Origin of the sequence: Dyella sp. S184, assembly GCF_009766065.1 — a bacterium.
In the GTDB taxonomy this organism is placed as follows: Bacteria; Pseudomonadota; Gammaproteobacteria; order Xanthomonadales; family Rhodanobacteraceae; genus Rhodanobacter.
In genome coordinates, this window is record NZ_LMUE01000003.1 from 156735 (window position 1) to 179906 (window position 23172).

The 23172-nt window shown below is 61.6% G+C and carries 25 protein-coding genes; 11 read left to right on the forward strand and 14 right to left on the reverse strand.

The window, feature by feature from the left end; all coding sequences use genetic code 11:
• Positions 1-48 precede the first annotated feature (48 nt).
• The 9 genes from GSQ75_RS08220 to GSQ75_RS08260 all read right to left on the reverse strand — a co-directional run bounded on the left by GSQ75_RS08220 (position 49) and on the right by GSQ75_RS08260 (position 9361).
• The gene (locus GSQ75_RS08220) at positions 49-1827 is read right to left on the reverse strand and encodes a GGDEF domain-containing protein (protein ID WP_254058503.1); all 1779 of its coding nucleotides are present in this window, start codon (positions 1825-1827) and stop codon (positions 49-51) included.
• A 3-nt stretch (positions 1828-1830) separates the two neighbouring features.
• A complete protein-coding gene (locus GSQ75_RS08225; protein ID WP_158754075.1) occupies positions 1831-2139 on the reverse strand; it encodes a hypothetical protein in 309 nt (102 codons plus the stop codon).
• Positions 2140-2434: 295 nt separating this feature from the next.
• A complete protein-coding gene (locus GSQ75_RS08230) occupies positions 2435-4183 on the reverse strand; it encodes a GGDEF domain-containing protein (RefSeq protein WP_254058504.1) in 1749 nt (582 codons plus the stop codon).
• Positions 4184-4266: 83 nt separating this feature from the next.
• Entirely contained in the window at positions 4267-4563 is a 297-nt protein-coding gene (locus GSQ75_RS08235) for a hypothetical protein (RefSeq protein WP_158754077.1), read from the reverse strand.
• A 106-nt stretch (positions 4564-4669) separates the two neighbouring features.
• Complete coding sequence (locus GSQ75_RS08240) at positions 4670-5500, reverse strand: SAM-dependent methyltransferase (protein WP_174236705.1); 831 nt, start codon at positions 5498-5500, stop codon at positions 4670-4672.
• A 210-nt stretch (positions 5501-5710) separates the two neighbouring features.
• Complete coding sequence (gene thpR, locus GSQ75_RS08245; protein WP_158754078.1) at positions 5711-6319, reverse strand: RNA 2',3'-cyclic phosphodiesterase; 609 nt, start codon at positions 6317-6319, stop codon at positions 5711-5713.
• A 31-nt stretch (positions 6320-6350) separates the two neighbouring features.
• Positions 6351-7157: an SDR family oxidoreductase gene (locus tag GSQ75_RS08250; RefSeq protein ID WP_158754079.1), complete on the reverse strand. Its 807-nt coding sequence runs from the start codon at positions 7155-7157 to the stop codon at positions 6351-6353.
• Positions 7158-7325: 168 nt separating this feature from the next.
• Positions 7326-8390 carry a hypothetical protein gene (locus GSQ75_RS08255; protein ID WP_158754080.1) on the reverse strand — a complete coding sequence of 355 codons (1065 nt, stop codon included), beginning with the start codon at positions 8388-8390 and terminating at the stop codon, positions 7326-7328.
• 122 nt (positions 8391-8512) lie between these two features.
• Positions 8513-9361, reverse strand: a complete 849-nt coding sequence (locus GSQ75_RS08260) for a DUF3014 domain-containing protein (RefSeq protein WP_158754081.1) — start codon at positions 9359-9361, stop codon at positions 8513-8515.
• A 238-nt stretch (positions 9362-9599) separates the two neighbouring features.
• On the opposite strand from GSQ75_RS08260, the gene GSQ75_RS08265 reads away from it, so the two are divergent.
• The gene (locus GSQ75_RS08265) at positions 9600-10289 is read left to right on the forward strand and encodes a methyltransferase domain-containing protein (protein ID WP_158754082.1); all 690 of its coding nucleotides are present in this window, start codon (positions 9600-9602) and stop codon (positions 10287-10289) included.
• 11 nt (positions 10290-10300) lie between these two features.
• On the opposite strand, the gene GSQ75_RS08270 is transcribed toward GSQ75_RS08265, so the two are convergent.
• The 3 genes from GSQ75_RS08270 to GSQ75_RS08280 all read right to left on the reverse strand — a co-directional run bounded on the left by GSQ75_RS08270 (position 10301) and on the right by GSQ75_RS08280 (position 12333).
• A complete protein-coding gene (locus GSQ75_RS08270; RefSeq protein ID WP_158754083.1) occupies positions 10301-11062 on the reverse strand; it encodes an ABC transporter permease in 762 nt (253 codons plus the stop codon).
• Positions 11059-11985 carry an ABC transporter ATP-binding protein gene (locus GSQ75_RS08275; RefSeq protein ID WP_158754084.1) on the reverse strand — a complete coding sequence of 309 codons (927 nt, stop codon included), beginning with the start codon at positions 11983-11985 and terminating at the stop codon, positions 11059-11061. The genes GSQ75_RS08270 and GSQ75_RS08275 overlap by 4 nt, the downstream gene beginning before the upstream one ends.
• Positions 11986-12144: 159 nt before the next feature.
• Positions 12145-12333 (reverse strand): CsbD family protein, encoded by a 189-nt coding sequence (locus GSQ75_RS08280; RefSeq protein ID WP_158754085.1) that lies wholly within the window; start codon positions 12331-12333, stop codon positions 12145-12147.
• 401 nt (positions 12334-12734) lie between these two features.
• Here GSQ75_RS08280 and GSQ75_RS08285 point away from each other — a divergent pair, with 401 nt between their 5' ends.
• The 3 genes from GSQ75_RS08285 (at position 12735) to GSQ75_RS08295 (ending at position 16281) form a co-directional block, all read left to right on the forward strand.
• A complete protein-coding gene (locus GSQ75_RS08285) occupies positions 12735-14285 on the forward strand; it encodes a phospholipase D family protein (RefSeq protein ID WP_254058505.1) in 1551 nt (516 codons plus the stop codon).
• A gap of 28 nt (positions 14286-14313) precedes the next feature.
• A complete protein-coding gene (locus GSQ75_RS08290) occupies positions 14314-14733 on the forward strand; it encodes a DUF5329 family protein (RefSeq protein WP_158754087.1) in 420 nt (139 codons plus the stop codon).
• A gap of 159 nt (positions 14734-14892) precedes the next feature.
• Positions 14893-16281: a diguanylate cyclase gene (locus GSQ75_RS08295; protein WP_216840653.1), complete on the forward strand. Its 1389-nt coding sequence runs from the start codon at positions 14893-14895 to the stop codon at positions 16279-16281.
• A 194-nt stretch (positions 16282-16475) separates the two neighbouring features.
• On the opposite strand, the gene GSQ75_RS19185 is transcribed toward GSQ75_RS08295, so the two are convergent.
• The gene (locus GSQ75_RS19185) at positions 16476-16724 is read right to left on the reverse strand and encodes a hypothetical protein (protein WP_254058506.1); all 249 of its coding nucleotides are present in this window, start codon (positions 16722-16724) and stop codon (positions 16476-16478) included.
• Between GSQ75_RS19185 and GSQ75_RS08300 the strand changes: the two genes are divergently transcribed.
• The 6 genes from GSQ75_RS08300 to GSQ75_RS08325 all read left to right on the forward strand — a co-directional run bounded on the left by GSQ75_RS08300 (position 16713) and on the right by GSQ75_RS08325 (position 21333).
• On the forward strand, positions 16713-17174 hold the full coding sequence (locus GSQ75_RS08300; protein WP_254058507.1) for a PadR family transcriptional regulator: 462 nt from the start codon (positions 16713-16715) through the stop codon (positions 17172-17174). The genes GSQ75_RS19185 and GSQ75_RS08300 overlap by 12 nt on opposite strands.
• Positions 17167-17667: a transcriptional repressor gene (locus GSQ75_RS08305; RefSeq protein ID WP_158754089.1), complete on the forward strand. Its 501-nt coding sequence runs from the start codon at positions 17167-17169 to the stop codon at positions 17665-17667. Before GSQ75_RS08300 ends, GSQ75_RS08305 begins: the two co-directional genes overlap by 8 nt.
• Before the next feature lie 102 nt (positions 17668-17769).
• The gene (locus GSQ75_RS08310; RefSeq protein WP_158754090.1) at positions 17770-18567 is read left to right on the forward strand and encodes a siderophore-interacting protein; all 798 of its coding nucleotides are present in this window, start codon (positions 17770-17772) and stop codon (positions 18565-18567) included.
• A gap of 55 nt (positions 18568-18622) precedes the next feature.
• On the forward strand, positions 18623-19006 hold the full coding sequence (locus GSQ75_RS08315) for a hypothetical protein (protein WP_158754091.1): 384 nt from the start codon (positions 18623-18625) through the stop codon (positions 19004-19006).
• A 232-nt stretch (positions 19007-19238) separates the two neighbouring features.
• Entirely contained in the window at positions 19239-20342 is a 1104-nt protein-coding gene (locus GSQ75_RS08320; RefSeq protein WP_158754092.1) for an alkene reductase, read from the forward strand.
• A 220-nt stretch (positions 20343-20562) separates the two neighbouring features.
• Positions 20563-21333: a TIGR00266 family protein gene (locus tag GSQ75_RS08325; protein WP_158754093.1), complete on the forward strand. Its 771-nt coding sequence runs from the start codon at positions 20563-20565 to the stop codon at positions 21331-21333.
• A gap of 93 nt (positions 21334-21426) precedes the next feature.
• Here the strand turns inward: GSQ75_RS08325 and GSQ75_RS08330 are convergent, their stop codons facing one another.
• The gene (locus GSQ75_RS08330) at positions 21427-22554 is read right to left on the reverse strand and encodes an FAD-dependent monooxygenase (RefSeq protein ID WP_158754094.1); all 1128 of its coding nucleotides are present in this window, start codon (positions 22552-22554) and stop codon (positions 21427-21429) included.
• Between the two features lie 146 nt (positions 22555-22700).
• Between GSQ75_RS08330 and GSQ75_RS08335 the strand changes: the two genes are divergently transcribed.
• On the forward strand, positions 22701-23168 hold the full coding sequence (locus GSQ75_RS08335; RefSeq protein WP_158754095.1) for a MarR family transcriptional regulator: 468 nt from the start codon (positions 22701-22703) through the stop codon (positions 23166-23168).
• The last annotated feature ends 4 nt before the right edge of the window (positions 23169-23172 follow it).

Genomic DNA, 23172 nt, shown 5'->3' on the forward strand with positions numbered 1-23172 from the left:
GAGACCCGCAATGACCCTGACGCAAGTTCTCGGCAACACGCGGAGGAATCAAGCCATTTTAAGAAAAGCTTCCGGGCTGTCATTCGCGCTGACGCGATTGCGGCCCTCGCGCTTGGCCCGGTACAGCGCCTCATCGGCGTGCATCAGCAAATCACGCAGTTCGTAACCTGAGTGGACCGAGCTGGAAACGCCGAAACTGGCAGAGATGGGTACACCGGGAGCATCCTCACCCGCAGCAGCAGTCGCAATGGCCACGCGGATCTGCTCGGCACGGGCGATGGCCTGATCCAGCGAACACTCGGGCAGCAGGATGCCGAACTCCTCACCGCCGAGGCGCCCAAAAATATCGGTCGAACGAAGATGCGCCTTGCAGGCTTCGACGGCGCGCCGCAGCACGCGATCACCCACGGCGTGGCCATGGGTATCGTTGATGACCTTGAAATGGTCCAGATCGATCAGCACCAGGCAGGCTTCGCGCGACGATTTACGGCAGTAATGCAGCTGCAGCTCAGCCTCATTGACGAAATGCTGCCGGTTGTAGATGCCGGTGAGGCCATCACGGCGAGCAAGTTTCATGAAACGCAGTTGCGAACGCTTGATCTTGTAAGTCCACAAGGCAATCGACGCCAGCAACAGCACCAGCAGCACGATATATAACCGGCTGGTTTCCGTCGCCTTCTTGGCAAGCTTCTGCTGCAGCGTGAGGATCTGGTTCTGCTTGTTCAGCGTGTCGATCTGCAGCTTTTTTGCCAGTACCTGCTGCTTGACGGTCTGGAAGGCTAGCGCCTTTGCGCTCACTTCGTTCAGGTAGCCCTTGTCGGCCGCCATGTATTTTTCATGGTAGGTCAGCGCGGCATCCACGTCGCCCTGCTTCTTGCTGATCAGATAGAGCAACTCATAGGCGCTGGTCCGCGACTTGGTGAACTCATGCTTGAGGCCGCCATCAACAGCAGCAAGGGCGTACTGTTGCGCCAGGGTCAACTCGCCTTCGTTCCAATACGCCTGCGCCAGCAAGGAATCAAACTGCGAGACCAGCTCTGGATAGCCGATGTGCAAAACCTCGGCGTAGTGCTTCTGCAAAAGCTTGATCGCCTCGGCTGATTGACCATGTTGAACATCAAAGCCTGCCACGTAGAGGCGGGCCCCGTTGGCATAAAGGAACTCTGATGCCTTGCTGCAGGCGTCAATGGCTTCGCGGGACTGCTCGTCGCTCGCGAACTTCCCACTCTCATACAGCGATTGGACCTGGAAAACCCTGGCTTTGCAGCCACCATCACCACCCGGGTTTTCCCGGAGCATCTGGTTCGCATAGGTCAAGCCAAGATCGTATTGACCTGCATCGTTGTAGAGCGTTGCAGCAACACCGAGAGCCTGTATGCGCGCATCCTTCTCGGTAATCTGCGGTAGCTGATCCAGTAATTGGCTTATCTGCGCAAATGCTTCCTCGTAGTGGGATCCGTTGGAAAGCATGTTCACCAGGGTCGTGCCCACACGAAACCGCAACGTGGCATCCGTGGATTCCGCGATGACCGCATTCAACAGCGGTGTGGCAGCCTCGTAATCACCTTGATAACTGACCTCCCATGCCTGGAGGTAACGCAGACGCATGCGCTGCTGCGGGGAAAGCGTGGTCACCTCTGCACCGAGACGCTTCATGAGTTGCACGAACTCGGGATGATCCGACGTCTTGACGCTGTCCGCCTGCTTGAGCAATTGCGCAGGATCGCCAATGATGGGCACGGCCGCAACGGCCGTGCCCATCAGCATGACCACGAGCAGGATCCAGCCGGCATGGCATGCCCGGCGCTGGCTGCCCGAAGAAAACATCAACTAGGCCGCCGGAATCACGGCGTGAATCCTTTCACGCTCGAGAGTGCTGTCTGGCTCCCTGGACGGGGTCTCCTCGTCCTCGTCACCTTCCTCTTCTTCAGCTGGCTCTTCGCCTGGTAACAAATAGCCGCAGGCGGGAACATGTCCCAACAACGTTTCCAGCTGTGCCGGGTCGTTGGCAAGAATGGCCGCCTGCAACTCCGGGGCAATCTCCGCACTGGTCAGCGCCAGCTCTACCTCATCCTGCGATGCATGACGCAACTGCGCGTCCTGTCCCATCCTTTCCAGAAAATCGATGACGTCCGTCATTGCCTGCCCCCTGACAGTTGATTGTTTTGAAACACACTGCGATGGTCAAAGATTTGACCAGATAGGTTCGACAAAGGCCCCTATCCCCTCGGATATATCGAATTGTGGCATATCACGGGTGCCTACCGGCGACAGCTTTGTTTCCAACATATCGCCGGCAATAAGCGCTGGGCCAACATGGTGTTCCATTCCGCCAAGCTCGTTCAAAAGCCGTATGCCGTTTGCTTCACCATAGCAACGCCTGAAAATCGAATGTCGGCGACGCCGCCAGCAGCCTCACCGGAAATTCAACCTGTCAGGCACATTCCGGGGAATCGGCCACGTTAACCCGATTGCGGCCTTCGCGCTTGGCCTGATACAGCGCCTCGTCGGCATGGATCAGCAACTGGCGCAGTTCGTAGCCGGAATGAGCCGCGCTGGAGATGCCAAAGCTGGCGGAGATGGGGACGCCAGGAGCGTCCTCGCCAGCCGAGGCGGTCGAAATCGTCAGGCGGATCTGCTCGGCCACGACAAGAACCTGTGCCAGCGTGCACTCGGGCAGCAGGATGCCGAACTCCTCACCGCCGAGGCGCCCGAAGATGTCGGTTGAACGCAGGCAGCCCTTGCAGGCCGCAACGGCGCGCTGCAACACGCGATCACCCACCGCATGGCCATGGGTGTCGTTGACGGCCTTGAAATGATCCAGGTCGATCAGCACCAGACAGGCGTCTCGCGACGATTTCCGGCAGTACTGCAACAGCAACTCGGCCTCGTTGACGAAATGCTGTCGGTTGAAGATGCCGGTAAGACCATCGCGTCGGGCCAGCTTCATGAAGCGCAGCTGCGAGCGTTTGATCCGGTAGGTCCATAGGGCAATCGCTGCCAGTACCAGCAGCAGCAGGACGATATACAACCGGCTGGCCAACGTTGCCTTTTTGGCGAGCGCCTGCTGCAGCTGGAGGATCTGATTCTGCTTGTTCAGCGTCTCGATCTGCAGCTTGTTCGCCAGCACCTGCTGTTTGACGGTCTGGTAGGCGAGCGCCTTGGCGCTGACGTCAGTCAAGTAGCCCTTGTCGGACGCCACGTATTTTTCGTGATAGGCGAGCGCCGCGCCCAGGTCGCCTTGCTTTTTCTCAGCCTGGTACAAAACCTGATAAGCACCCGCTGTTGTCGCGAGATATACACCGCCAAAGCCCCTGTTGGTTTCAATGACGCGAAGCGCATACAACATCGCTGACTTGGTATCGTCGGATTTCCAGTAAGCCTGCGCCAGCAATTCGTCAACATCGGAAATAAGCGGCGGAAAGCGCTTGCGCTGAACTTCTACGTAGCTGTTTTGAAGCAGGTTGATGGCTTCAGTAGGCATCCCACGCTGCATGTCAAACTTCGCGACAACCGTTTTGAACATGTCAGCGATCAGGACATCGCCAGCGCGACTACAGGCAGCCTTGCCGTCGCTGATTTGCTCACCCACGGCCTGCAGCTGCCCCGTTTGAAGAAGCGGGCCAAGCTTGTCAAACCAGCCGATGCAGGCCGCCTTCGGGCTATCGCTTTCCTTGATCAACAACTCCGCATAACTGACAGCCAAATCGTATTGCCCAGCCTCGAAGTACATTTGCGACGCAGCACCAAGAACCTGTATGCGAACCGACTTTTCCGTTATTTGCGGAAGTTTTTCCAGAAGTGAACTCAATAGTCCGAACGCCTCCCCATATCGAGATTGCGTCAGCAACAAATCTACTTCGGTTGCGCCAGCCCGAATCGAGAGAACGGGATCCACAGACTGATTCGCGATCACCTGCATCAATGGAATGGCCGCCTTGAAGTCCCCACGGAAGGCGATTTCCCGTGCATCAAGATAACGCCGGTGCAACTCCTGCTGCGGCGAAAACTTCAACTTGCTGCCATCAAGCCGCCGCATGAGTACTGAGAACGCACTGGGATCAGACGACTCCAGGCCATCAGCCTGCTTGAGGAGTTGTGCAGGGTCTTCGGGCACAGGCGCAGGTCGCAATTCGACCGCGACAGCCGCCTCTGCCAGTGGAAGCAGCACGATTGCCAACACGGTGCAGAGCAGCCAGTGCCTTGTACCCGGCCCGGACATTTACCGGGCCACCCACATCCGTACGAGAACCGGGACTATCAAAGTCATTTTTTCGGCCGGTTTGACGGGCTTTCCTTGACCTTACCTTTGTCATCCTTGCCTTTGTCGTCCTTTTTCTTTTTTTCCTCGCCCTCGTCTTCCTTGCCTGGATCGATATAGCAGCAGTAAGGCCCCTTCCCCAGCATCACTCCAAGTGCTTGTCCATCCTTTGCAAGAATGACATCGCGCAGCTTTGCATCGATGAACTGCCCCGCCAGAACGGCGGCGACGTCCTCCGAAGAAGCGTAACGCAGCTGTGCATCCTGACCCACGCTTTCAAGAAAATCGATGACGTCGAACATTTGATGATCCCCTTGTGTAGATTGTTGCCACCCAACCACTTGCCTCGTACAACGATCCGGAACGTTCTCAAAAACGTCGATGGCCTCGACGGCGCAACACGCTGCGTCAGGCTGTACAACTGGCATCGCGAACGGTATCAGTCATCGCTCGGTCCAGCACATCCAGCCGCTTCCTCATCTCGTGATTCACCTGCATGGATCGCGCGGGTGGGACCACCACCGTATCGGCCATGCCAATCTCCGCCTTTGGCAGATCGCCCAGCGCCACCCGACTGATGCTGGCCTGCTGGATCGGCAGCGTCGCCGTGCGATAGATGATCAGCTCATGTTCCAGCGGGTAGTCGCGCGCCAGCACTTCGACCAGCAACTCGCGGTAGGCCGCGCCGGTGCTGAAACGCGCCAGCGACTGGTCGCCGACGATACCCACCTGCCACAGCACCAGGTAGGCGGTCGGGTCGATCCGGCGCTGGTAGAACAGTAGCTGGCTGGCCTCGTAGTGCTGGCAACCGAAGCGGCCTGGGTCGATGCCGAGATCAGCGTAAAGGCAATCCTCGGCGGAAATGCCCGGCTCCATATGCGCCGGATAACCCTCGCTGCGGGCCGCCTCGATTGACTTGTGCGGCGCCCAGGCGAACACCCCGGGATGGCCGTAGAACACCCCGCAGACCTTCTTGCCCGCGCGTACCTCGGCGAGGATGGCCTCGACCATCTGCCGGTAGGTCTGCATGCGCGACGTGCCCTCGCTGTAGTAGGGCTGCAGGCTGCGCACATCCGCGTGCATCCGCTGCAACCACAATTCCACGACGCCGTCGGAGACCCCTGCAAACACCACGTCGGACTGCTCGATATGGCTGCGCGCCAGCGGCCCGAGGTGGGAGCCAAGCGTCATGCCGAGGCCCACGCAGACCAAGCTGCCAGTGGAATTTGCTGAATTCATTTGTTTGCTTGCTCGTCGCTGATCTGAAGTCGAGTTGTCTTGCAGCACACGCATATCACTGCCCGGGAAGCATCCCGGGGCATTGACTCATGCTGGTGAAATCCCCTGCTCTACGTAGCAGACACCCGTGCCTCCCACGTCTCAGTTCGACCACGTTATCCCTTAAGGCAAGACAGGGGCAAGCACTGTCGCTCCTGCGCCTTTCCACCGCTAGCTTTCTGCCAGCGACCAGTGCCCGAGGAGCTGATACGCACCCTGCCCGACCACGTGATGGACCAGCGCAAACTCTGCCACCGGCCACGTCACAGGCCCGACCTCCACGGTCTCGAGCATGGTGCCATGGCTATAGGCCAGCGTGACATGCGGTGTGAAGCTGCGTTCGAGGCGCGCACCCTGTCCAGCCAGCGCCAGTGTCTTTCCCAGCGTAAGCCATAGCTGCTGCAGCGGCGCGGAAACCTCGGCAGCTTGCAGCACGCAGGGCGGCTCGCGGCCACGGAAGCTGGCGGCGCTGTCCAGCGTCCACGCAAACGGCGCGAGGCTTACCTTGTCGGCAGCCGCCACAGCGGCATCGACCAGGGATGGCCGCAGCGCGGCGTGATCGCCCAGGAAACGCAGGGTGGCGTGATAGCGGTCCGGGTGGATCCAGCGAGCGCGCAATCCGGGGCGTGCGGCCTTGAGCCCGGCAGCGACGGCGGCCAGCCGCTCGCGAGTGCTGGCGTCGGGCATCAATGCGAAGAACAGCCGGTGCACTTCGGTCGAGGCGATGCCGCCGAGCAGATCGGACTGGTGGGTGTCAGGCAGGGTTTGTCGAATGGCCATGGATGCTATGTAACACGCCCGGAAGGCGTGGCTAGGGTTGCTTGGCTTGCTGTTGCTTCTGCCGCCCCTTTTTCAGCAGCCCCTCAAGTACCAAAGCGCTCAGGCCGGGGAAGAAGCTGGCCAGCTTGCTGACGAAGCCTCGGCTGGCTGGCAGGGTGATCTCGAGTGGCGCCTTGGTCAGCGCGTGATCCAGGATGGCCGACACCACTTCCTGCGTGGTCAGCGAGCGGTTGCCGGAGAACGTCAGCGCCGCCTGGTCGTAGTTGACCTGCAGATCCAGCATCGGGGTCTGCACCGCATCGGGACAAACCACCGTGACCTTGACCCCGGTATCGCGCAGCTCCTGCGCCACCGCCAGCGTATAGCCGCGCACTGCAAACTTGGACGCGCTATACAAGGACAGCCCGGGGATCGCGGCAATGCCGGCGAGCGAGGCGATGTTGACTATATGGCCGTGGCCCTGCGCCTTCATCAGCCGTGCTGCTGCGCGCGTGCCGTGGATGGTGCCCTTGGTGTTGATGTCGATATGAAAATCCACCTCTGCGGCGGTGGATTCGTGGCAATAACCGGGTTTGAGCACGCCAGCTACGTTCACCAATACGTCGAGCTGGCTCCAGCGCTGCTTCAGCTGATCAAGCAGTGCGTCCCACGCTGCCGCATCACGCACGTCCAGTGAGGCAATCCACAATTGTTCGGGCGTTGCGGCCGCAGCCTTGAGTGCCTCCATCGGCGCCGGATTGATATCCACCGCACAGACGCGTTCGCCGCGCTGAAGCAAGGCCGCGGCCAGTTGCGCGCCAATGCCGGAGGCGGCGCCGGTGACAAGAAAGGTCTTCATCGTTTCAGTTTCCGTCCAGGATGGCTGGGCCGCTTACGGGAACCTCGAAAAACCGCCGTCATTCCTGCGAAGGCAGGAATCCAGCGACTTTAAGCATTTGAAATCAGAGGCACTGGATCCCGGTTTTCGCCGGAATGACGAGCAAAAAACGAGTTGTTCGAGGTTCCCTTACGCACGCGTCGGCGCTTGCAGCGTGCCGTAATGCAGATCGCCCACGCTGACCGTGGGGTGCGTGCGCGGGAACAGCCAGTGCCCCTGCGCCTCCGAGCTGGGCGCCATGTTCGGGTAGCCGTCGAAACGTGGCGATGGTCCGGCGATCTCCTTCTCCTGGATCATCGAGATGTACTGATCCACGCCGTACTCGACCGTGTTGCCATTGAGGATCACCTCGGCGCCGGTATAGCGGGCGAACTCGGCCACGCCCGGCACGCGCGAATGCAGCGGCGCATACGCATCCAGCGACACGCCGTTCTCGCTGGTGACATGGATGCCGCCGTCGGTGGAGGCGACGATCGAGTGGTTGCCCTCGGTGTGCCCCTTGGTGCGGACCAGCGCCACGCCTTCGCCGAGGAACACGTCGCGATCGAGCAGTACCACCTTGTCTGCCGGCACGCGCTTGATGCCGTCCGGGCAGTACCACTGGTTCTGCCACGGGATCAGCGACTGCGCGCTCTCCCATTCCTCGCGCATCACCAGCAGTTTCGCGTTGGGGAAGATCGCCGGCTGCTCGTCGTCGCCCAGCCAGCGCGTCACCCGCTGCGTATGCAAGTGATCGTAGGTAATGTAGTCGATGTCCGCGGGGCGCACGCCGATGCTGGCGAGGCAGTTCAGCACGGTGTTGGTCTTCCTGAAGATCAGGCGTTCGACCACGCTCTCGAACGGCCCACTCTGCTTGCCCAGCCGAGTGAAGAACGGCGTCTCCTTCTGATGCTCCCAGTCCGACGGCGACGCCAGCAGGGTCTTGATGCCGTCGGCCGACTGGAACTGAATCACGAACAGCCGGTTGACCAGATGCAGGTAGGGCGAGAACGAACTGAAGGCATTGAGATACGCGTACTTGGTGGGATACGGCACCCGCACCAGCTCAAACGAGCGGTAGAACAGCACTTTCGACTGCGCCAACAGGTCACGTCGGAAATCCTTGGCGGCCTCGCGCACGTTGTGGATGCGCTCCATCGGCCGCGCGGCGTTGCGCGTACCTTCGAAATGCCTGCTTTCCCGAATGATGCCCATCCCGTCATTCCCCGCGAGTTGATGAGCGGCCATGGCGCAAGACGACGACGCCATTGCCCAAGTATGCCGGTGGAATGGGGCGTGCTGTCCATAACTTCACCATACGGTTTTCGCGGCTAGGCTTATTCCACCGTTTTCGCGGACAGTCGCGCGGCAGGCAGCGCCTGCGCCGTCAGCTGTGCGCGGATCAGGCGTAGCTTCGCCTTGAGCTTTGCTTCATTGACGGGGCCGACGCGAAGCAGCAGCCGCTGCCCGGCCGATAGCGACGCCAGCGCGGGATCGGCATAGACGTGGAACGGCCCGGACTGTGTCAATGCAGCCGGCTGAGCCAGCGTGGGCGTGGCCAGCAGGTTGTCGATCACCACGATCAGCCGGTCGTTGAAATAACCTTTCGGATAGCCCAGCTGCCGGTACGCCTCCTGGAACAGCGGATAGGCATGCACGTACCAGGCGACCAGCGCCTTCGGATCGACACTGTCCACGATCTGCATGTACGGCGCATAGCGTGCGGCGTTCTGACTGCTGATCACCGTCTGGCCATCGATTTCAGTCGTGGCGAACCTGCCATTCGGCGTGCGCAGCGGCAGCATCAGCGTGCCCAGCGCGTGACGCGGCAAGGTGTCGATGGTCGCAACGATGCGTGTAATGACCTGCTGCGGTAGCAGCAGTGCGCGCAGATCACCGCCACCGGCCAGCGCAGCAAGTGCTGCCGCCACGCTGGCGTCGCTGTCATCCAGTGCCGGCAACGGCGTGGTCGACGCGCCAGCGGGAGCGTCTGCCTGGGTGATCGGATGCTGGATCAGCGATGTCGTAGCACTGGCGGATACCGATGCCGGGGTTGCCGGCATGTCAGCTGTCTCCAGCGTGCCGGGATGTGCCGCCTTGTGCGCCAGGTAGGCACCTGCCGCGACGACAGCCAGCACCACGAGCATGGCGCCGATCCAGCCTCCCACCGATGATTCCTTGCTCACGATCTGTTCCGTTCAGCGATTCAGTGGTGGCTTTGACTTGCTCGCATCCGATTCGTTCATCCGCGTGTGAATGGCGCAATGCGGGCAGCGAATTGCCACGCATTGACAACACATGCGCCGGCCATGGCGTACGATGACCCTGTTTACGTCGCTCTCAGCGCCCTGACGATCATCGTCACCGCACTCCCATCTTTCGCCTCACGCCGGTTATCCGGATGAAGCTCACACGGGAGCGCCCATGCCGGGCTATACCACTCGCGAACTCACAGTCTGCCTTGGCGGACACGACTACCGCATCCGCGCGCTGAGCGACCTGCAGCAATTTGCCGACCCGCACATGCATGCCGACCGCATCGGCATCTCGTCCGCACAATGGAGCCTGTTCGGTCAGGTGTGGCCGGCGGGCCGCGTGCTGGCCGAGGCGATGTGCACACACGACATCGTCGGCAAGCGCATCCTTGAACTCGGCTGCGGGCTGGGGCTGTCCAGCCTGGTGCTGCAGCAACGCCGCGCCGACATCACCGCCAGCGACCACCACCCGCTGGCCGAATCATTCCTGCGCCACAACTCCGCACAGAACCAGATGCTGGCCATCACCTATCGCGACCTGCGCTGGGAAGTGCCGGATGCCACGCTGGGGCGCTTCGACCTGATCATCGGCAGCGACATCCTGTACGAGAGCGGGCATGCCGACCTGCTCGCGGCGATGGTGCTGCGCCATGCCCTGCCCGATGCCGAAGTCTTGATCACCGATCCCGGCCGTGGCAACAGCGCCCCATTCACTCGCGCCCTCGCCGAGCAGGGCTATACCGTCGTCGAGTTGCGCAGCCGCTTCGATGCACGCGACATCGCGCCGTTCCGCGGCCGGCTGCTGAGCTATCGGCGCGGAAACGTGATGGCCGAGGGAGTCCCGACCCGGCCGCATTGAGTGGCCGCGAATCAGGCCTTCAGCCGGTAGCCGGTGCGGAAGATCCACCACACGATGGCCAGACAGACGGCGAGAAACATCAGGGTCATGCCCATGCTGATGCCCACGCTGACGTCGGAGGCGCCGTAGAAACTCCAACGGAAGCCGCTGACCAGGTACACCACCGGATTGAACAGCGTCACCTTCTGCCAGAACGGCGGCAGCATGTGGATCGAGTAGAAGCTGCCACCAAGAAAGGTCAGCGGCGTCACCACGAGCAACGGCACCAGTTGCAGCTTCTCGAAGTTGTCCGCCCAGATGCCGATGATGAAGCCGAACAGGCTGAAGGTCAGCGCGGTGAGCACCAGGAAGGCCAGCATCACCAGCGGATGCTCGATCTGGAACGACACGAACAGCCGCGCGGTGGCCAGGATGATCAAGCCGAGGATGATCGATTTGCTCGCCGCTGCGCCGACGTAACCGGCGACGATCTCGATCGAGGACACCGGTGCCGACAGGATCTCGTAGATCGTGCCAACGAACTTCGGGAAATAAATGCCGAACGATGCGTTGGAGATACTCTGCGTCAGCAACGACAGCATGATCAGGCCCGGCACGATGAAGGCGCCGTAGCTGACCCCGTTGATCGCGGTCATGTGCGAACCGATCGCGGCGCCGAACACCACGAAGTACAGCGAGGTCGAGATCACCGGCGACACCACACTTTGCAGCTGGGTGCGCCGGGTGCGCGACATCTCGAACCGGTAGATCGCGCGGATGGCGTGGATGTTCATGCGCGCTCCCTCACCAGACTGACGAAAATATCCTCGAGCGAACTTTGGCTGGTCTGCAGGTCCTTGAAGTCGATGCCAGCCTCGCCGAGCCGGCGCAGCAAGCCGGCAATGCCGGTGCGGTCACCCTGCGCGTCGAAGGTATAGACCAGCGTGCTGCCATCAGCGGACAACTCCAGCTGGTAATCATCCAGCGCCTCAGGAAGCTTCTCCAGCGGAGTCTGCAGTTGCAGCGTCAGCTGCTTCTTGCCGAGCTTGTTCATCAGCTCTAGCTTGTCCTCGACCAGGATCAGCTCGCCCTTGCTGATCACGCCGATGCGGTCGGCCATCTCCTCGGCCTCCTCGATGTAATGCGTGGTCAGGATGATGGTGACGCCAGTGGCGCGCAGCGCGCGTACCATCTCCCACATGTCGTGCCGCAACTCCACGTCGACCCCGGCGCTGGGTTCATCCAGGAACAGGATCTGCGGCTCATGCGATAGCGCCTTGGCGATCATCACGCGGCGCTTCATGCCACCGGACAGCGTGATGATCTTGCTGTCCTTCTTGTTCCACAGCGACAGCTCCTTCAACACCTTCTCGATGTGCGCCGGATTAGGCGCCTTGCCAAACAGCCCGCGGCTGAAGCTGACCGTGTTCCACACCGTCTCGAACGCATCGGTGGTCAGTTCCTGCGGCACCAGGCCGATCTTCGCGCGCGCTGCACGATAGTCGCGCACCACGTCGTGGCCATCGGCCAGAACGCTGCCTTCGCTGGGATTGACAATGCCGCAGATGATGCTGATCAGCGTGGTCTTGCCCGCGCCGTTCGGGCCAAGCAGCGCGAAGATCTCACCCTGGCGAATCTCCAGATCGATCTGTTTGAGCGCATGAAAGCCGGTGGCGTATGTCTTGCTGAGTTGCCTGACGGAAATGATCGGCTGCACGCAGTGTCCTTGGGGGTAGCGGCATGGGAAAGGCCGATGGTATGCCGGGTGCTTGTACAGAACCAGTCCGGCGGAGGTTGCTGACGCCCAAAAGATCTTCGCTAAATCAAGCAGGCGCGCGCCGCCAAAGCAGCACGCGCCTGATCATTCAACGCCCGCTTAATGCTGGTGCTTGTTCGCGTCGCGCTGTTCATCGGCAGCCTTGCCCACTTCTGACTGGATCTTGCCGACGTTCTTTTCCAGTTTGCCGGCGACTTCCTTAGCCTTGTTGCCGGTAACCTTGCCGACCACTTCCTTGGCCGTGCCCTTGATCTGGTGTTTAGTACCTTCGACGCGATTGTGATCCATTGCGAAATCTCCGGGGGATAAGGCCTGCGACATTGCAGACGGGCTCAGGCTAGAAGCCGCACAGTCGACAACCCGTGACCATGCTGTTGGCACAATGTTGCGGTGTGGTTTTCGTTCAGCCATGTGATGCGGTCGTCACGTACAAGCAGGGTATTCACAGTGCTGCATCGAACGCGGTGGTTTGCGCCTCGCGCCACGTTCACGACATCAGGCACACATTGCTTTCACGCCCGGATCCGTATCCAGCCGTCGGGCCAGCATATGGCGCGTGCGTATCCTCACAGCAAAATTGATAGATCAAAATTGATAGATGCTGCAGGCGACGGCAAATCTGGGTTACGGATCCAATCGGGGTGGACAAAGTGCGAATAATGCGGCGACCTATATGCGTAATGGCTGCAATGGTGATCGTTGTGCTGGCACTTGGCGCGTGTTCGTCGATGCGCACCGACTTCGTCAAGCAGCCATCCAAGGCATTGCCGCCGGCCACCAACACGCCGAGCGCACGTTACGTCCACGCAGAGGTAGGCCAGCATCTCGACAAGTCCGGCTTCCGCCTGCTCACGCTCAGCGACAACGCGCTGATGAGCCGCATCGCGCTGGCCGACCATGCGCAGCACTCGATCGACCTGCAGTACTACATCTTCGACAACGACGCGACCGGCCGACTGGTGGCGCAACACCTGCTGGCAGCAGCGGATCGCGGCGTGCGCGTGCGCCTGCTGCTCGACGACATCAACGTGCACGATGAGATCGACATGCTGAATGCGCTCAACGCGCACCCGAATTTCAAGGTCCGGCTGTTCAACCCGTTCCATACGCGCGATCCGTCGATGTTGTCCAAGACCACGCAATTCCTGCTTGATGCGCATCGGCTCAACCGCCGCATGCACAACAAGTCGTTCATCGTGGATGGCAACGTGGCGATCGTCGGCGGACGCAATATCGGCGATGCCTATTTCGATGCTGGCAGTGACACCAATTTCCGCGACCTTGACCTGATCGCGATCGGGCCGGTGGTGAAGGAGGCTTCGCATGCCTTCGACGAATACTGGAACTGCGACGCCGCCACTCCGGTTACCGCCTTTAACGGCAGGCGCGCCAGTCACTACGATCTGGCGAAATTGCGTGTCGACCTGGGTCACGACGCGCGCGCGTTCGCGCAGTCCGACTATGCGCAGGCGACGCTGGATCAGCTACCCGATGGCCCTTCCGCCGATCGCCCCGGCGCCTGGTTCTGGGGCCCCGCCACGCTGGTGGCCGACCAGCCGGCAAAGATCGATGCCGAGAACGCCAGGGACGAGCATTCCCTGCGCATCGGCCCGCAGATCAAGTCGATGATCGACCAGGCGCAGCAGGGCGTGTTGCTGATCTCGCCCTACTTCGTCCCCGGCGACAGCGGCACGCGATACCTCACCGACCTCGCCAGCCGCGGTGTCAGCGTGGAGGTGTTGACGAACTCGCTCGCCTCCACTGATGAAGCCGCCGTGCATGCGGGATATTCGCGTTATCGCCGCGCACTGCTCGAAGGCGGTGTGCAGCTTTACGAACTGCGGCCCGCTGCCGGCGTGGTGCAGCCAGCGACCGCCAAGGGCAGGTCCTCCGGTGTAAGCCTGCATGCCAAGGCGATCGTGGTGGATCAGCGACTGGTGTTCGTCGGCTCGATGAACCTGGATCAGCGCTCGAAGCTGCTCAACACCGAGATGGGCATCATCGTGGACTGCCCCCAACTCGCGGAGGCGGTGACGCAGTTTTTCGATACGGCTACCTTGCCGTCAACGGCTTATCACGTGGTACTAACCGCACACGATTCGCCGCATGGTGGACAGATGCAATGGCTGGCCAGCGATGGCAGCAAGAAGCTGGTCTACCACCATGATCCCGAGGCCAGCATGAAACGCCGACTGGAAGTGGACCTGCTGAAGCTCATGCCGATCGAGGGCATGTTGTGACCAGCGCTGGCCGCACCGGAGCGGATGCATGAAGAGGCTGATCGCGGCGTTGATACTGTTTGCCTTGCTAGCGACACCGGTATTCGGCCAGCAGGATGTCGAACAGCAGAAGATCGCCTATCTGATCGATTCGGTGGCAAGCCTGAAAGACGCGACCTTCATCCGCAACGGCACCGCCTACGATGCAGCACACGCCGCCGATCACATGCGCCTGAAGCTGCGTTTTGCCGGCAGCCGCGTAAAGACCGCCGAAGACTTCATCACCTTTTGCGCCACCGGCTCGTCGATGTCCGGGATCAAGTACAGCATCCGTTTCAGCGATGGTCGCACCATCGATTCAGCCACCTTCCTGCGCGGCAAGCTTGCCGGGTACGGGGCGAGAGCCGCCAGCCGCGAACCGCCAGCAATACACGTTGAGCCAGCCCGTGCGCCCGGGGGTATCCCATGAATCTTTCCGGTTCCGTCATGTCCCATACAAGCCGTCAAAACCGTGCTAAAGGCTGCCGCAGGCCACCATGCGGCACGGTATGTGCATAACTGACCCTACCTTGCCAGGCAACACGCTGAATAGATGGAAAAGAACGCCTACGCGCCCCTGATGAACGTCATGGACCTCCTGCTCGACGCGATCTGCATGGTCGACGTACAAGGGCGCTTTGTGTTCGTCAGTGCCGCATGCGAGCGCATTTTCGGCTACACCGCGGACGAAATGATCGGCCGACAGATGCTCGAACTGGTGTTCCCCGAGGATCGGGTGAAAACTCTCGAGGCGGCCTCCAGGGTCATGGCTGGCCATCTCCAGCTTCATTTCGAGAACCGCTATGTGCGCAAGGATGGGCAGGTGGTCCACATCATGTGGTCGGCCCGCTGGTCGGAGGCTGACCAGCTCAGGATTGCAGTGGCGCGCGACGTAACCGAACTCAAGCACGCCGAGTCCATGCAGGTCGCGCTGCATGCCATTTCCGAGGCGGCACACTCAGCCGAAGACCTGCTTGCCCTGTTCCGGCACATCCACCAGATCATCGGAGACCTGCTGCCGGCGAGCAATTTCTTCGTTGCCCTTTACGACGAGAAGAAAGATCAGCTGAGCTTTCCCTACTTTGTCGACGAGCACGACGAAGCACCCATGCCACGCAAACTCGACTCCGGCACGCTAAGCGCGGAAGTCATCCGTACCGGTCAGGCCCTGCTGCTGACACCTGATACCAGGGTGACCCTGTCCGATCAGGCTGGCACCATCGTCGGCAAGGATTCACTGGACTGGCTTGGCGTTCCGCTCGCCTCGCAAAAAGGCGTCATCGGCGTGCTGGTGGTGCAGAGCTACTCGGGTGGCGTGCGTTACACCGAGCAGGACAAGGTGCTGCTGCAGTTCGTCTCTGCCCAGATCGCTACCGTCATCGAGCGCAAGCAGAGCGAAACCTGGTTGCGCCACATCGCACGCCACGACGTGTTGACCGATCTGCCCAATCGTGGCTTGTTCGATGACCGCCTGCGAGCCGCACTGGGCAGGGCACGACTGGACGGCGATCGGCTGTCCCTGCTTTACATCGACCTGGACAGGTTCAAGCAGGTGAATGACACCTACGGTCATGCCACCGGCGATCTGCTGCTGCGCGAGGTAGGCCATCGCATCAGGCACTGCGTGCGCGACTCGGACACGATCGGGCGCCTCGGTGGCGACGAGTTCGTCGTCCTGCTCAGCAGCATCAAGTTGCCCGAACACGCATTGATGGTTGCCGAGAAGATACGCGCCTCGCTCAACCAGCCCTTCGAACTGGCCGGCCAGTACCTGCAGGTATCCGCGAGCCTCGGCGTCGCGGTCTTTCCCGAGCACGGCGACGAGAACAAGCAGCTGATCCGGCATGCCGATAGCGCCATGTATCGCGCCAAGAAAATGGGTGGCAACCGGTTCCTGATGGAAGAGCTGCAGGACTCCGACGACGATGACCTCCCTGACGGTATGATCCAGGCCGAGCGAAGTCAGGGAACCGAATAAGCGAGTTTCCGCCCAAAGCACGGGCAACCCGTGTTTATGGACTTCTTCGACCGCAAGCTGGGGCACCCCACTGTCGTCGGGCGCCAGCGGCTGATCTGTCCGGAAATCCAAACCATGCAAGCTTGCCCCCATCTTTAGCCGGCCTCGTGCATGATCTTGCCAAGTATTGCTTTAGATACACTTACGATATATCTTTACGTCACTATCACGATATATCGGAACCTCTCATGCGCATGCGCCAAATGCTTTTCAACGCTTTTCATCAACACCATCAACATCACGGCCACGCTTTCGGGCACGGCGGAGGCCGGGATGCCCACGAACATCACGAACGCCATGCCGGCCCCTTCGGTGGTCGCCACGGCGGCGGTGATTTCTTCGCCGACTGGAGCGAAATGCGCGGCGGTGGTGGCCGGCGCGGCGGCGGCCGCATGTTCGGCCACGGCGACCTCAAGCTGCTGCTGCTGGCTCTCATCGAACAGCAGCCACGTCATGGCTACGAACTGATCCGCATCATCGAGGACATGTTCCACGGCCAGTACTCGCCCAGCCCCGGCGCGATCTACCCCACCCTCACCATGCTGGAAGAACTCGGCTACGCCGAAGTGACCAACGAGCAGGGTGGCCGCAAGCTATACGCGATCACGGCTGCTGGCCGCACCTATCTGGACGAAAACCGTGAAGCGGTGGATGCGGTCACCGCCCGTACCGAGCACAGTGCCAGGATGGCGGCAAAGATGGCCATGCCGATGACCGTGCACAAGGCGATGCATGCAATCAAGCATGCCATGCTGATGCGTGGCAGTGACTGGGACAAGGACGAGGCAAAACGCATAGCCGACATCCTGGATCGCGCCGCCAGTGCCATCGCCAGCGGTGAACGCCGTGACTGAAACAGGCCGCGATGCGCTGCCCGCGTGGGAAGCGCGCTGCAAGTCGCTGGGCCTGCTGATCACCGTACCGCGTCGCGCCATTCTTGCCGCGATGCTTGAGCTCGGCACAGCTCACGATGCGGTAACGCTGTTGCAGGCCGCACGCGAGCACCATGCAGCTACCAGCCTCGGCACGGTCTATCGGCTGCTACGTGAGCTCGAGCAACTCGGACTAGCTCAGGTGCAGGTGCCTGCGCACGGACGCTGCCACTGGCGCCTGCATGACTCGCCCGAAACTACGCCGGAGCAGACTCCCGGCAACGTTCGCAGCATGTTGAAACAAGTACAGCATTTCCTGAGCGAGCTGGAAAAACTTGGCTTCGCCGAGGCGCAACCTGCGGCGCACAACAGCGTCGCCGTACCCATGTCCAGTTTGCCCAGCCACTCGCCAGTTGATCCCACCGTCGACCTGCTGCAGTCGATAGCCGAACGCTTCGGCTATCGACTCGCCTGACACCACAACAACAGCCATCGCCACCGCTCGCCCATTCGCCATGCGCGGATCGTGCAGAGCCTGTAGCCGGCACCTTGACCCGCATTCCTGGAGATCATGCCGATGACAACCCACACCCATCAGAGGATTCGCCACACCGTGGTGTTCCGCACGCTCGATGTCCTGCGCGTCGAGCGCCTGAGTCCGCACATGCAGCGGATCGTTTTCGGCGGCGCGGAGTTGCGCGGTTTTGTCAGCGCCGCGCCGGACGACCACGTGAAACTGTTCTTTCCCAACAGCGTCGGTGAAATCGTGCCGCCAGTGCTCGGGCCGAACGGCCCGACCTTTCCGCCAGACCGCAAATATTCGCCGATGCGCGACTACACCCCGCGCCATCATGACACCGAACTCAACGAATTGACCGTCGATTTCGTACTGCACGGTGACGGCCCCGCTGCCGCCTGGGCAGCGCAGGCCGTGCCAGGTCAGTGGATTGGTGCCGGTGGCCCGCGCGGCTCTTCGCTGGTCGCCGATGACTTCGATACCTATGTGCTGGCCGGTGATGAAACCGCCCTGCCCGCGATCGGCCGCTGGCTGGAAGAGATGCCGGAAGATACTCATGTCGAAGTGCTGCTGGAAATCCCCGATAGAGAGGATCGCCAGACACTCCGCTCACGCGCACATGTCAACGTGACCTGGCTGGAACGCAACGGTAGGGCAGCCGACCAGAGTGAGCTGCTGGAGCAGGCTTTACGTGCACTACCCAAGCCCATCGGCGATACCTTCTACTGGATCGCCAGTGAATCGCGCCGCACCCGCAACATGCGCCTGTGGCTCAGTGAGGAATGCGGCGTGCCAAAGGACTGGATGAAGGCCAAGGGCTACTGGAAAGCCAACGCGGACGACGGCGATGATGACTAACGAGTCAGGGCCCCTTGTCCGCTAAGCTCCCGATGGTCAATCACCGGAGACGGGCATGAAGTTTTCGCGCTGGGTGTTCCTGCTCGCCGCCATCTACGGCGTGCTGGCCCTTGTTCCGATGTACTTCCAGGAATCGATGGTGGCACGCGTGCATGCGCCAGCGATCACCCACGCGGAGTACTACTACGGCTTCATCGGCGTCGCGCTGGCGTGGCAGCTGGCCTTCCTGGTGCTGTCACACGATCCGCTGCGGTATCGGCCGATCATGCTTCCCGCGGCCATGGAAAAACTCACCTTCGGCATCGCCATGCTGGTGCTGTATCTGCAGCAGCGCCTGTCTCCACTGATGCTGGCTGCCGGATGCATCGACCTGCTGTTCGCCACGCTGTTCGTGCTGGCGTACTGGCGCACCCGCGACGGGGCGATGCTCGCGCGCTGATTCGAGCGACCGACGCCAGACCAATCGATCGCCCCGATTGCCACGCAGCACCCCGAGCTGGATACACCTCGTCAGCTTGCGCTTGAAAGGGCCGGCGTTGGCCGCATTCAGACTGAATGCGGCCAACGCGCCAGTGCGCGTCTAGACAAACTGAGAACAACCCATCTGCCTAAACTGCACATTCCCCACGCCTCGTCGTTCGGCGACAGGTGTACCCCCTGAAGGAGATTTCATGAACGCTCTTGTTGCAGTTCCAGCAGATGTTGAAGCGCTGTTCAAACCAATCCAGGTTGGCGACCTGGCGGTGCCAAACCGCATCGTGATGGCACCACTGACACGTAATCGTGCCAGCGCCGGCAACGTGCCCACCGCACTCAACGCCACGTATTATGCACAGCGCGCCAGCGCCGGGCTGATCATCAGCGAGGCCAACCAGATCTGCCCCGAAGGCCAGGGTTACATCGCCACGCCGGGCATCCATTCGCCGGAACAGATCGCCGGCTGGAAGCTGGTGACCGAAGCCGTGCACGCCAACGGCGGACGCATCGTGCTGCAGTTGTGGCACGTCGGCCGCATCTCGCATACCTCGTTGCAACCGGGTGGCAAGGCACCGGTGGCACCCTCGGCGATCCGCGCCGAAGCGAAGACCTTCGTGGCTGAAGGTTTTGTCGATGTCTCGATGCCACGTGCGCTTGAGCTCGACGAAATCCCCACGCTGATCGACACCTATCGGCAGGCTGCCGCCAACGCGCGCGAGGCCCGCTTCGACGGCGTCGAAGTACATGCGGCCAACGGCTACCTGCTCGACCAGTTCCTGCGCGACAAGAGCAACCACCGCACCGACGCCTACGGCGGCAGCATCGAAAACCGCACGCGCCTGCTATTCGAAGTCTGCGAGGCGGTAGCGCAGGAAGTCGGCGCCGGCCGCACCGGTGTGCGGCTGTCGCCACTCACGGCATTCGGCGACGTGTCCGACCGTGATCCGCAGGCCTTGTTCAACCGTGCGGTCGAACGGCTGGCCACACTGCACCTGGCCTACATCCACATTATCGAAGGCGAGACCGGCGGCGACCGCAGCCCGCAGCCGTTCGACTACGCCGCGATGCGCAAGCCGTTCCATGGCGCGTGGATCGTCAACAACGGCTACGACCGCACGATGGCGATCGAGGAAGTCACCAGCGGCCGGGCGGATCTGGTGGCGTTCGGCAAGGAATTCCTCGCCAATCCCGACTTGCCACGGCGACTGCGCGAGAACGCGAAACTCAATACGCCGGATCAGGCGACGTTCTATGGCGGTGGAGCGCACGGCTACACGGACTATCCGGCGCTGGATTGAAGCGAAGCACCCGAGTCGGGTGAACACGCGCCCCGGTGCCGCGTATGGCGACTGTCCCGTCGCCATACGCCTTTCGTTGATCGGCGGGATCATCCAATCCGCCGATACCCGCCGATATCCAAAATGCGTAAGCTCGCCGAATTCTCCGTAGAGAATCCGTCCGTTGCCCGACTCGCCTGCGTGCGGGCAGCCCACTTGCCACCCCCAGGATGACAACGCCATGCAGACTCGTATCCAGGGCACGGTGATGCCCGTGCTTGAAGTGCAGCTCGACCCCAACGACAGCGTCTATGCCGAGAGCGGCGAGCTTTCGTGGATGACCGCCTCAATCCAGATGACTACGCATACCCAGATGGGTGGTGGCGGCGGTTTGCTTGGCATGTTCAAGCGCGCCGTCGGCGGTGGCAGCTTTTTCATGACGGAATACCGCGCAGTCCAGTCGCCCGGCGAAGTCGCCTTTGCCACCAAGGTGCCGGGCCATATCGTGCCGGTACCGGTAGGCCCGGGCAGCGAGTACATGGTGCATCGGCATGGCTTTCTCTGCGCCACGCCGCAGGTCACCATCGGCGTGGGCTTCCAGCAGTCGCTGGGTGCAGGCATCTTCGGTGGCGATGGTTTCCTGCTGCAGAAAATCGGCGGTTCGGGTACGGCATGGCTGGAACTCTCCGGCGAGCTGATCCAGAAGAACCTGGCACCCGGCGAGACCCTGCGGGTTCACCCCGGCCACGTCGGCGCGTTCCAGTCGTCGGTGGGGTTCCAGATCACCACGGTTCCAGGCATCAAGAACGCCATCTTCGGTGGCGATGGCATCTTCCTGGCCGCACTCACCGGCCCCGGCACGGTGTGGTTGCAGACACTACCCATCGCGCGCCTGGCTCACCAGATTGCCGAATACATGCCCCGCAGCGGCGGCCAGGCCGCATCTGCCGGCGTTGGTGGTGGCTTGCTGGGTGGCATCGTGGGTTCGATGTTGAGCGGGAACGACAACTGACCGGGAAAGCCGGAAGACGGCGCTGGTGCAGATAATTGCATCAGCATCTATTTGCTGATCAGGCAGCGCCGTTGCACGGATTCCACGCGACGCTCAGCAACGCGTACGCAACGGATGATCAAGTCCGGACATCGTCTGCAGCAGGCGATGGCGCACCGGTGCCAGCTTGATGGCCTGGGGTGCCAGGTTGTCGCGCAGCCAGCGCAGTGCTGTCGGGCGTCCGCGCATCAACCGGGTGACCGCGGCCACATTGCGCACTACCTGACGATCCACGGGCTGGCGCAGCTCGGCATATTCCTGCATCCGCTCGAGCTTGCCGGCCATGGCATCGACGGCGCAGTCAGCAAACACCCAGGCGTCCTCGATGCCGAGATTCATGCCGCGCGCGCCGAGTGGCGAGTGGATGTGCGCCGCATCGCCGCCCAACGCCACCCGACCGACACTGAACTTGTCGGCCAGCCGGTGCGCGATATGGAATTGCGATTGCCACTGCACCTCGCCAGCCACACTATCGCCCGGCAACTGCGCCAACGGGTCCGCGCCATTGCCGATCACACGCCACACGCCAGCCTGCAGATGCATCAGGAACAGGAAACCGTCCGGCACCAGTCCGATGTGCACGCGCTGCCGATCCAGCGATGTGCGCAGCCGCAGATCCCAGAGCTGCCATGGCTCGGGCAACGCGTCTCCAGCGAAATCGATGCCCAGTGCATGCCGCACCGCACTGCGCGCACCGTCCGCGCCAAATACCAGCGGTGCCTGCACGGTCTGCGTGCCGCCATCTGCGTGCTGCAGGGTCACCGTAACCTGCTCCGCATCCTGCTGCAGCGTCTGCAAGGTCACGCCGCGCTCCACATGGATGCCCTTCGCCTGCAAAGCCTCGGTGAGCAGCGCCTCGGTGCGCGCCTGCGCCAGGCCGATCGGGAGCTGCGAACGCAGCTCACGTTGCAGGTCGATCGATACCACTTCGCGGCCGCCGCGATGCATGGTCACACCCATGACTTCGTAGCCTTCGGCGATGATGCGTGCCGCCACGCCGTATGCCCCCAGGATCTCAAGCGAACGTGGATTGACCAGCAACGCCTTCGATGTCGTCGTGGGCTGCGTCGCCGCATCGATGATGCGCACCGGCACGCCACGCCGACTGAGAAACAACGCGGCGGCCAACCCGGTGGGACCGGCGCCAACAATCATCAGAGGTGTGCGAATAGCGGCTGACATGTGGCGAACATCCCCGTCGGGTGGATCCATAAGTTACCTCATGCGGCCGTGCATGGAATGCATTGCTGGCCAGTGATTACGGGCCCGCCGTCTTCGTGATGAAAAATAGCTTGCAATTAAATAGTGTGCTATTTAAAATGTGAACCATGAAACCAGCACGCCCCTCCTCGTCGGTCGTTTCAGCCAGCACACCCAGGCTGGATGTGCAGCTGTGTTTTGCGCTGTATTCGGCCAGCCTCGCGATGAACAAGGTGTATCGCAAGCTGCTCAAGCCGCTGGATCTTACCTATCCGCAGTATCTGGTGATGATGGTGCTGTGGGAGGACGAGAGCCTGAGCGTGTCGGAAATCGGCGCGCGGCTGTTCCTGGATTCAGCCACGCTGACGCCGCTGCTCAAGCGACTGGAAGCCGCTGGACTGGTGGCGCGGTTGCGCTCGCGCGAGGACGAGCGGCATGTGGTCATCACGCTCACCGCGAGCGGCAAGGCCTTGCAGGCGAAAGCCGGCAAGGTACAGGAGTCGGTGTTCTGCGCCACGCAGTGCACGCCGAGCGAGGTGAAGCACCTGAAAGGCGAGCTGGAAGACCTGCGCGCCAGATTGTCTGGTGTGGCGTGATCAG

Excerpts from the sequence above, each read along its gene's own strand:
- GSQ75_RS08330 (WP_158754094.1), bottom strand. The coding sequence starts at position 22,554 with ATGTCAGCCGCTATTCGCACACCTCTGATGATTGTTGGCGCCGGTCCC.
- GSQ75_RS08310 (WP_158754090.1), top strand. The coding sequence starts at position 17,770 with ATGACAACCCACACCCATCAGAGGATTCGCCACACCGTGGTGTTCCGC.
- GSQ75_RS08225 (WP_158754075.1), bottom strand. The coding sequence starts at position 2,139 with ATGACGGACGTCATCGATTTTCTGGAAAGGATGGGACAGGACGCGCAG.
- GSQ75_RS08320 (WP_158754092.1), top strand. The coding sequence starts at position 19,239 with ATGAACGCTCTTGTTGCAGTTCCAGCAGATGTTGAAGCGCTGTTCAAA.
- GSQ75_RS08325 (WP_158754093.1), top strand. The coding sequence starts at position 20,563 with ATGCAGACTCGTATCCAGGGCACGGTGATGCCCGTGCTTGAAGTGCAG.
- GSQ75_RS08290 (WP_158754087.1), top strand. The coding sequence starts at position 14,314 with ATGAAGAGGCTGATCGCGGCGTTGATACTGTTTGCCTTGCTAGCGACA.
- GSQ75_RS08255 (WP_158754080.1), bottom strand. The coding sequence starts at position 8,390 with ATGGGCATCATTCGGGAAAGCAGGCATTTCGAAGGTACGCGCAACGCC.
- GSQ75_RS08235 (WP_158754077.1), bottom strand. The coding sequence starts at position 4,563 with ATGTTCGACGTCATCGATTTTCTTGAAAGCGTGGGTCAGGATGCACAG.
- GSQ75_RS08280 (WP_158754085.1), bottom strand. The coding sequence starts at position 12,333 with ATGGATCACAATCGCGTCGAAGGTACTAAACACCAGATCAAGGGCACG.
- GSQ75_RS08315 (WP_158754091.1), top strand. The coding sequence starts at position 18,623 with ATGAAGTTTTCGCGCTGGGTGTTCCTGCTCGCCGCCATCTACGGCGTG.
- GSQ75_RS08220 (WP_254058503.1), bottom strand. The coding sequence starts at position 1,827 with ATGTTTTCTTCGGGCAGCCAGCGCCGGGCATGCCATGCCGGCTGGATC.
- GSQ75_RS08295 (WP_216840653.1), top strand. The coding sequence starts at position 14,893 with ATGGACCTCCTGCTCGACGCGATCTGCATGGTCGACGTACAAGGGCGC.
- GSQ75_RS08240 (WP_174236705.1), bottom strand. The coding sequence starts at position 5,500 with ATGAATTCAGCAAATTCCACTGGCAGCTTGGTCTGCGTGGGCCTCGGC.
- GSQ75_RS08270 (WP_158754083.1), bottom strand. The coding sequence starts at position 11,062 with ATGAACATCCACGCCATCCGCGCGATCTACCGGTTCGAGATGTCGCGC.
- GSQ75_RS08265 (WP_158754082.1), top strand. The coding sequence starts at position 9,600 with ATGCCGGGCTATACCACTCGCGAACTCACAGTCTGCCTTGGCGGACAC.
- GSQ75_RS08250 (WP_158754079.1), bottom strand. The coding sequence starts at position 7,157 with ATGAAGACCTTTCTTGTCACCGGCGCCGCCTCCGGCATTGGCGCGCAA.
- GSQ75_RS08300 (WP_254058507.1), top strand. The coding sequence starts at position 16,713 with ATGTTCGGCCACGGCGACCTCAAGCTGCTGCTGCTGGCTCTCATCGAA.
- thpR (WP_158754078.1), bottom strand. The coding sequence starts at position 6,319 with ATGGCCATTCGACAAACCCTGCCTGACACCCACCAGTCCGATCTGCTC.
- GSQ75_RS08335 (WP_158754095.1), top strand. The coding sequence starts at position 22,701 with ATGAAACCAGCACGCCCCTCCTCGTCGGTCGTTTCAGCCAGCACACCC.
- GSQ75_RS08285 (WP_254058505.1), top strand. The coding sequence starts at position 12,735 with ATGGTGATCGTTGTGCTGGCACTTGGCGCGTGTTCGTCGATGCGCACC.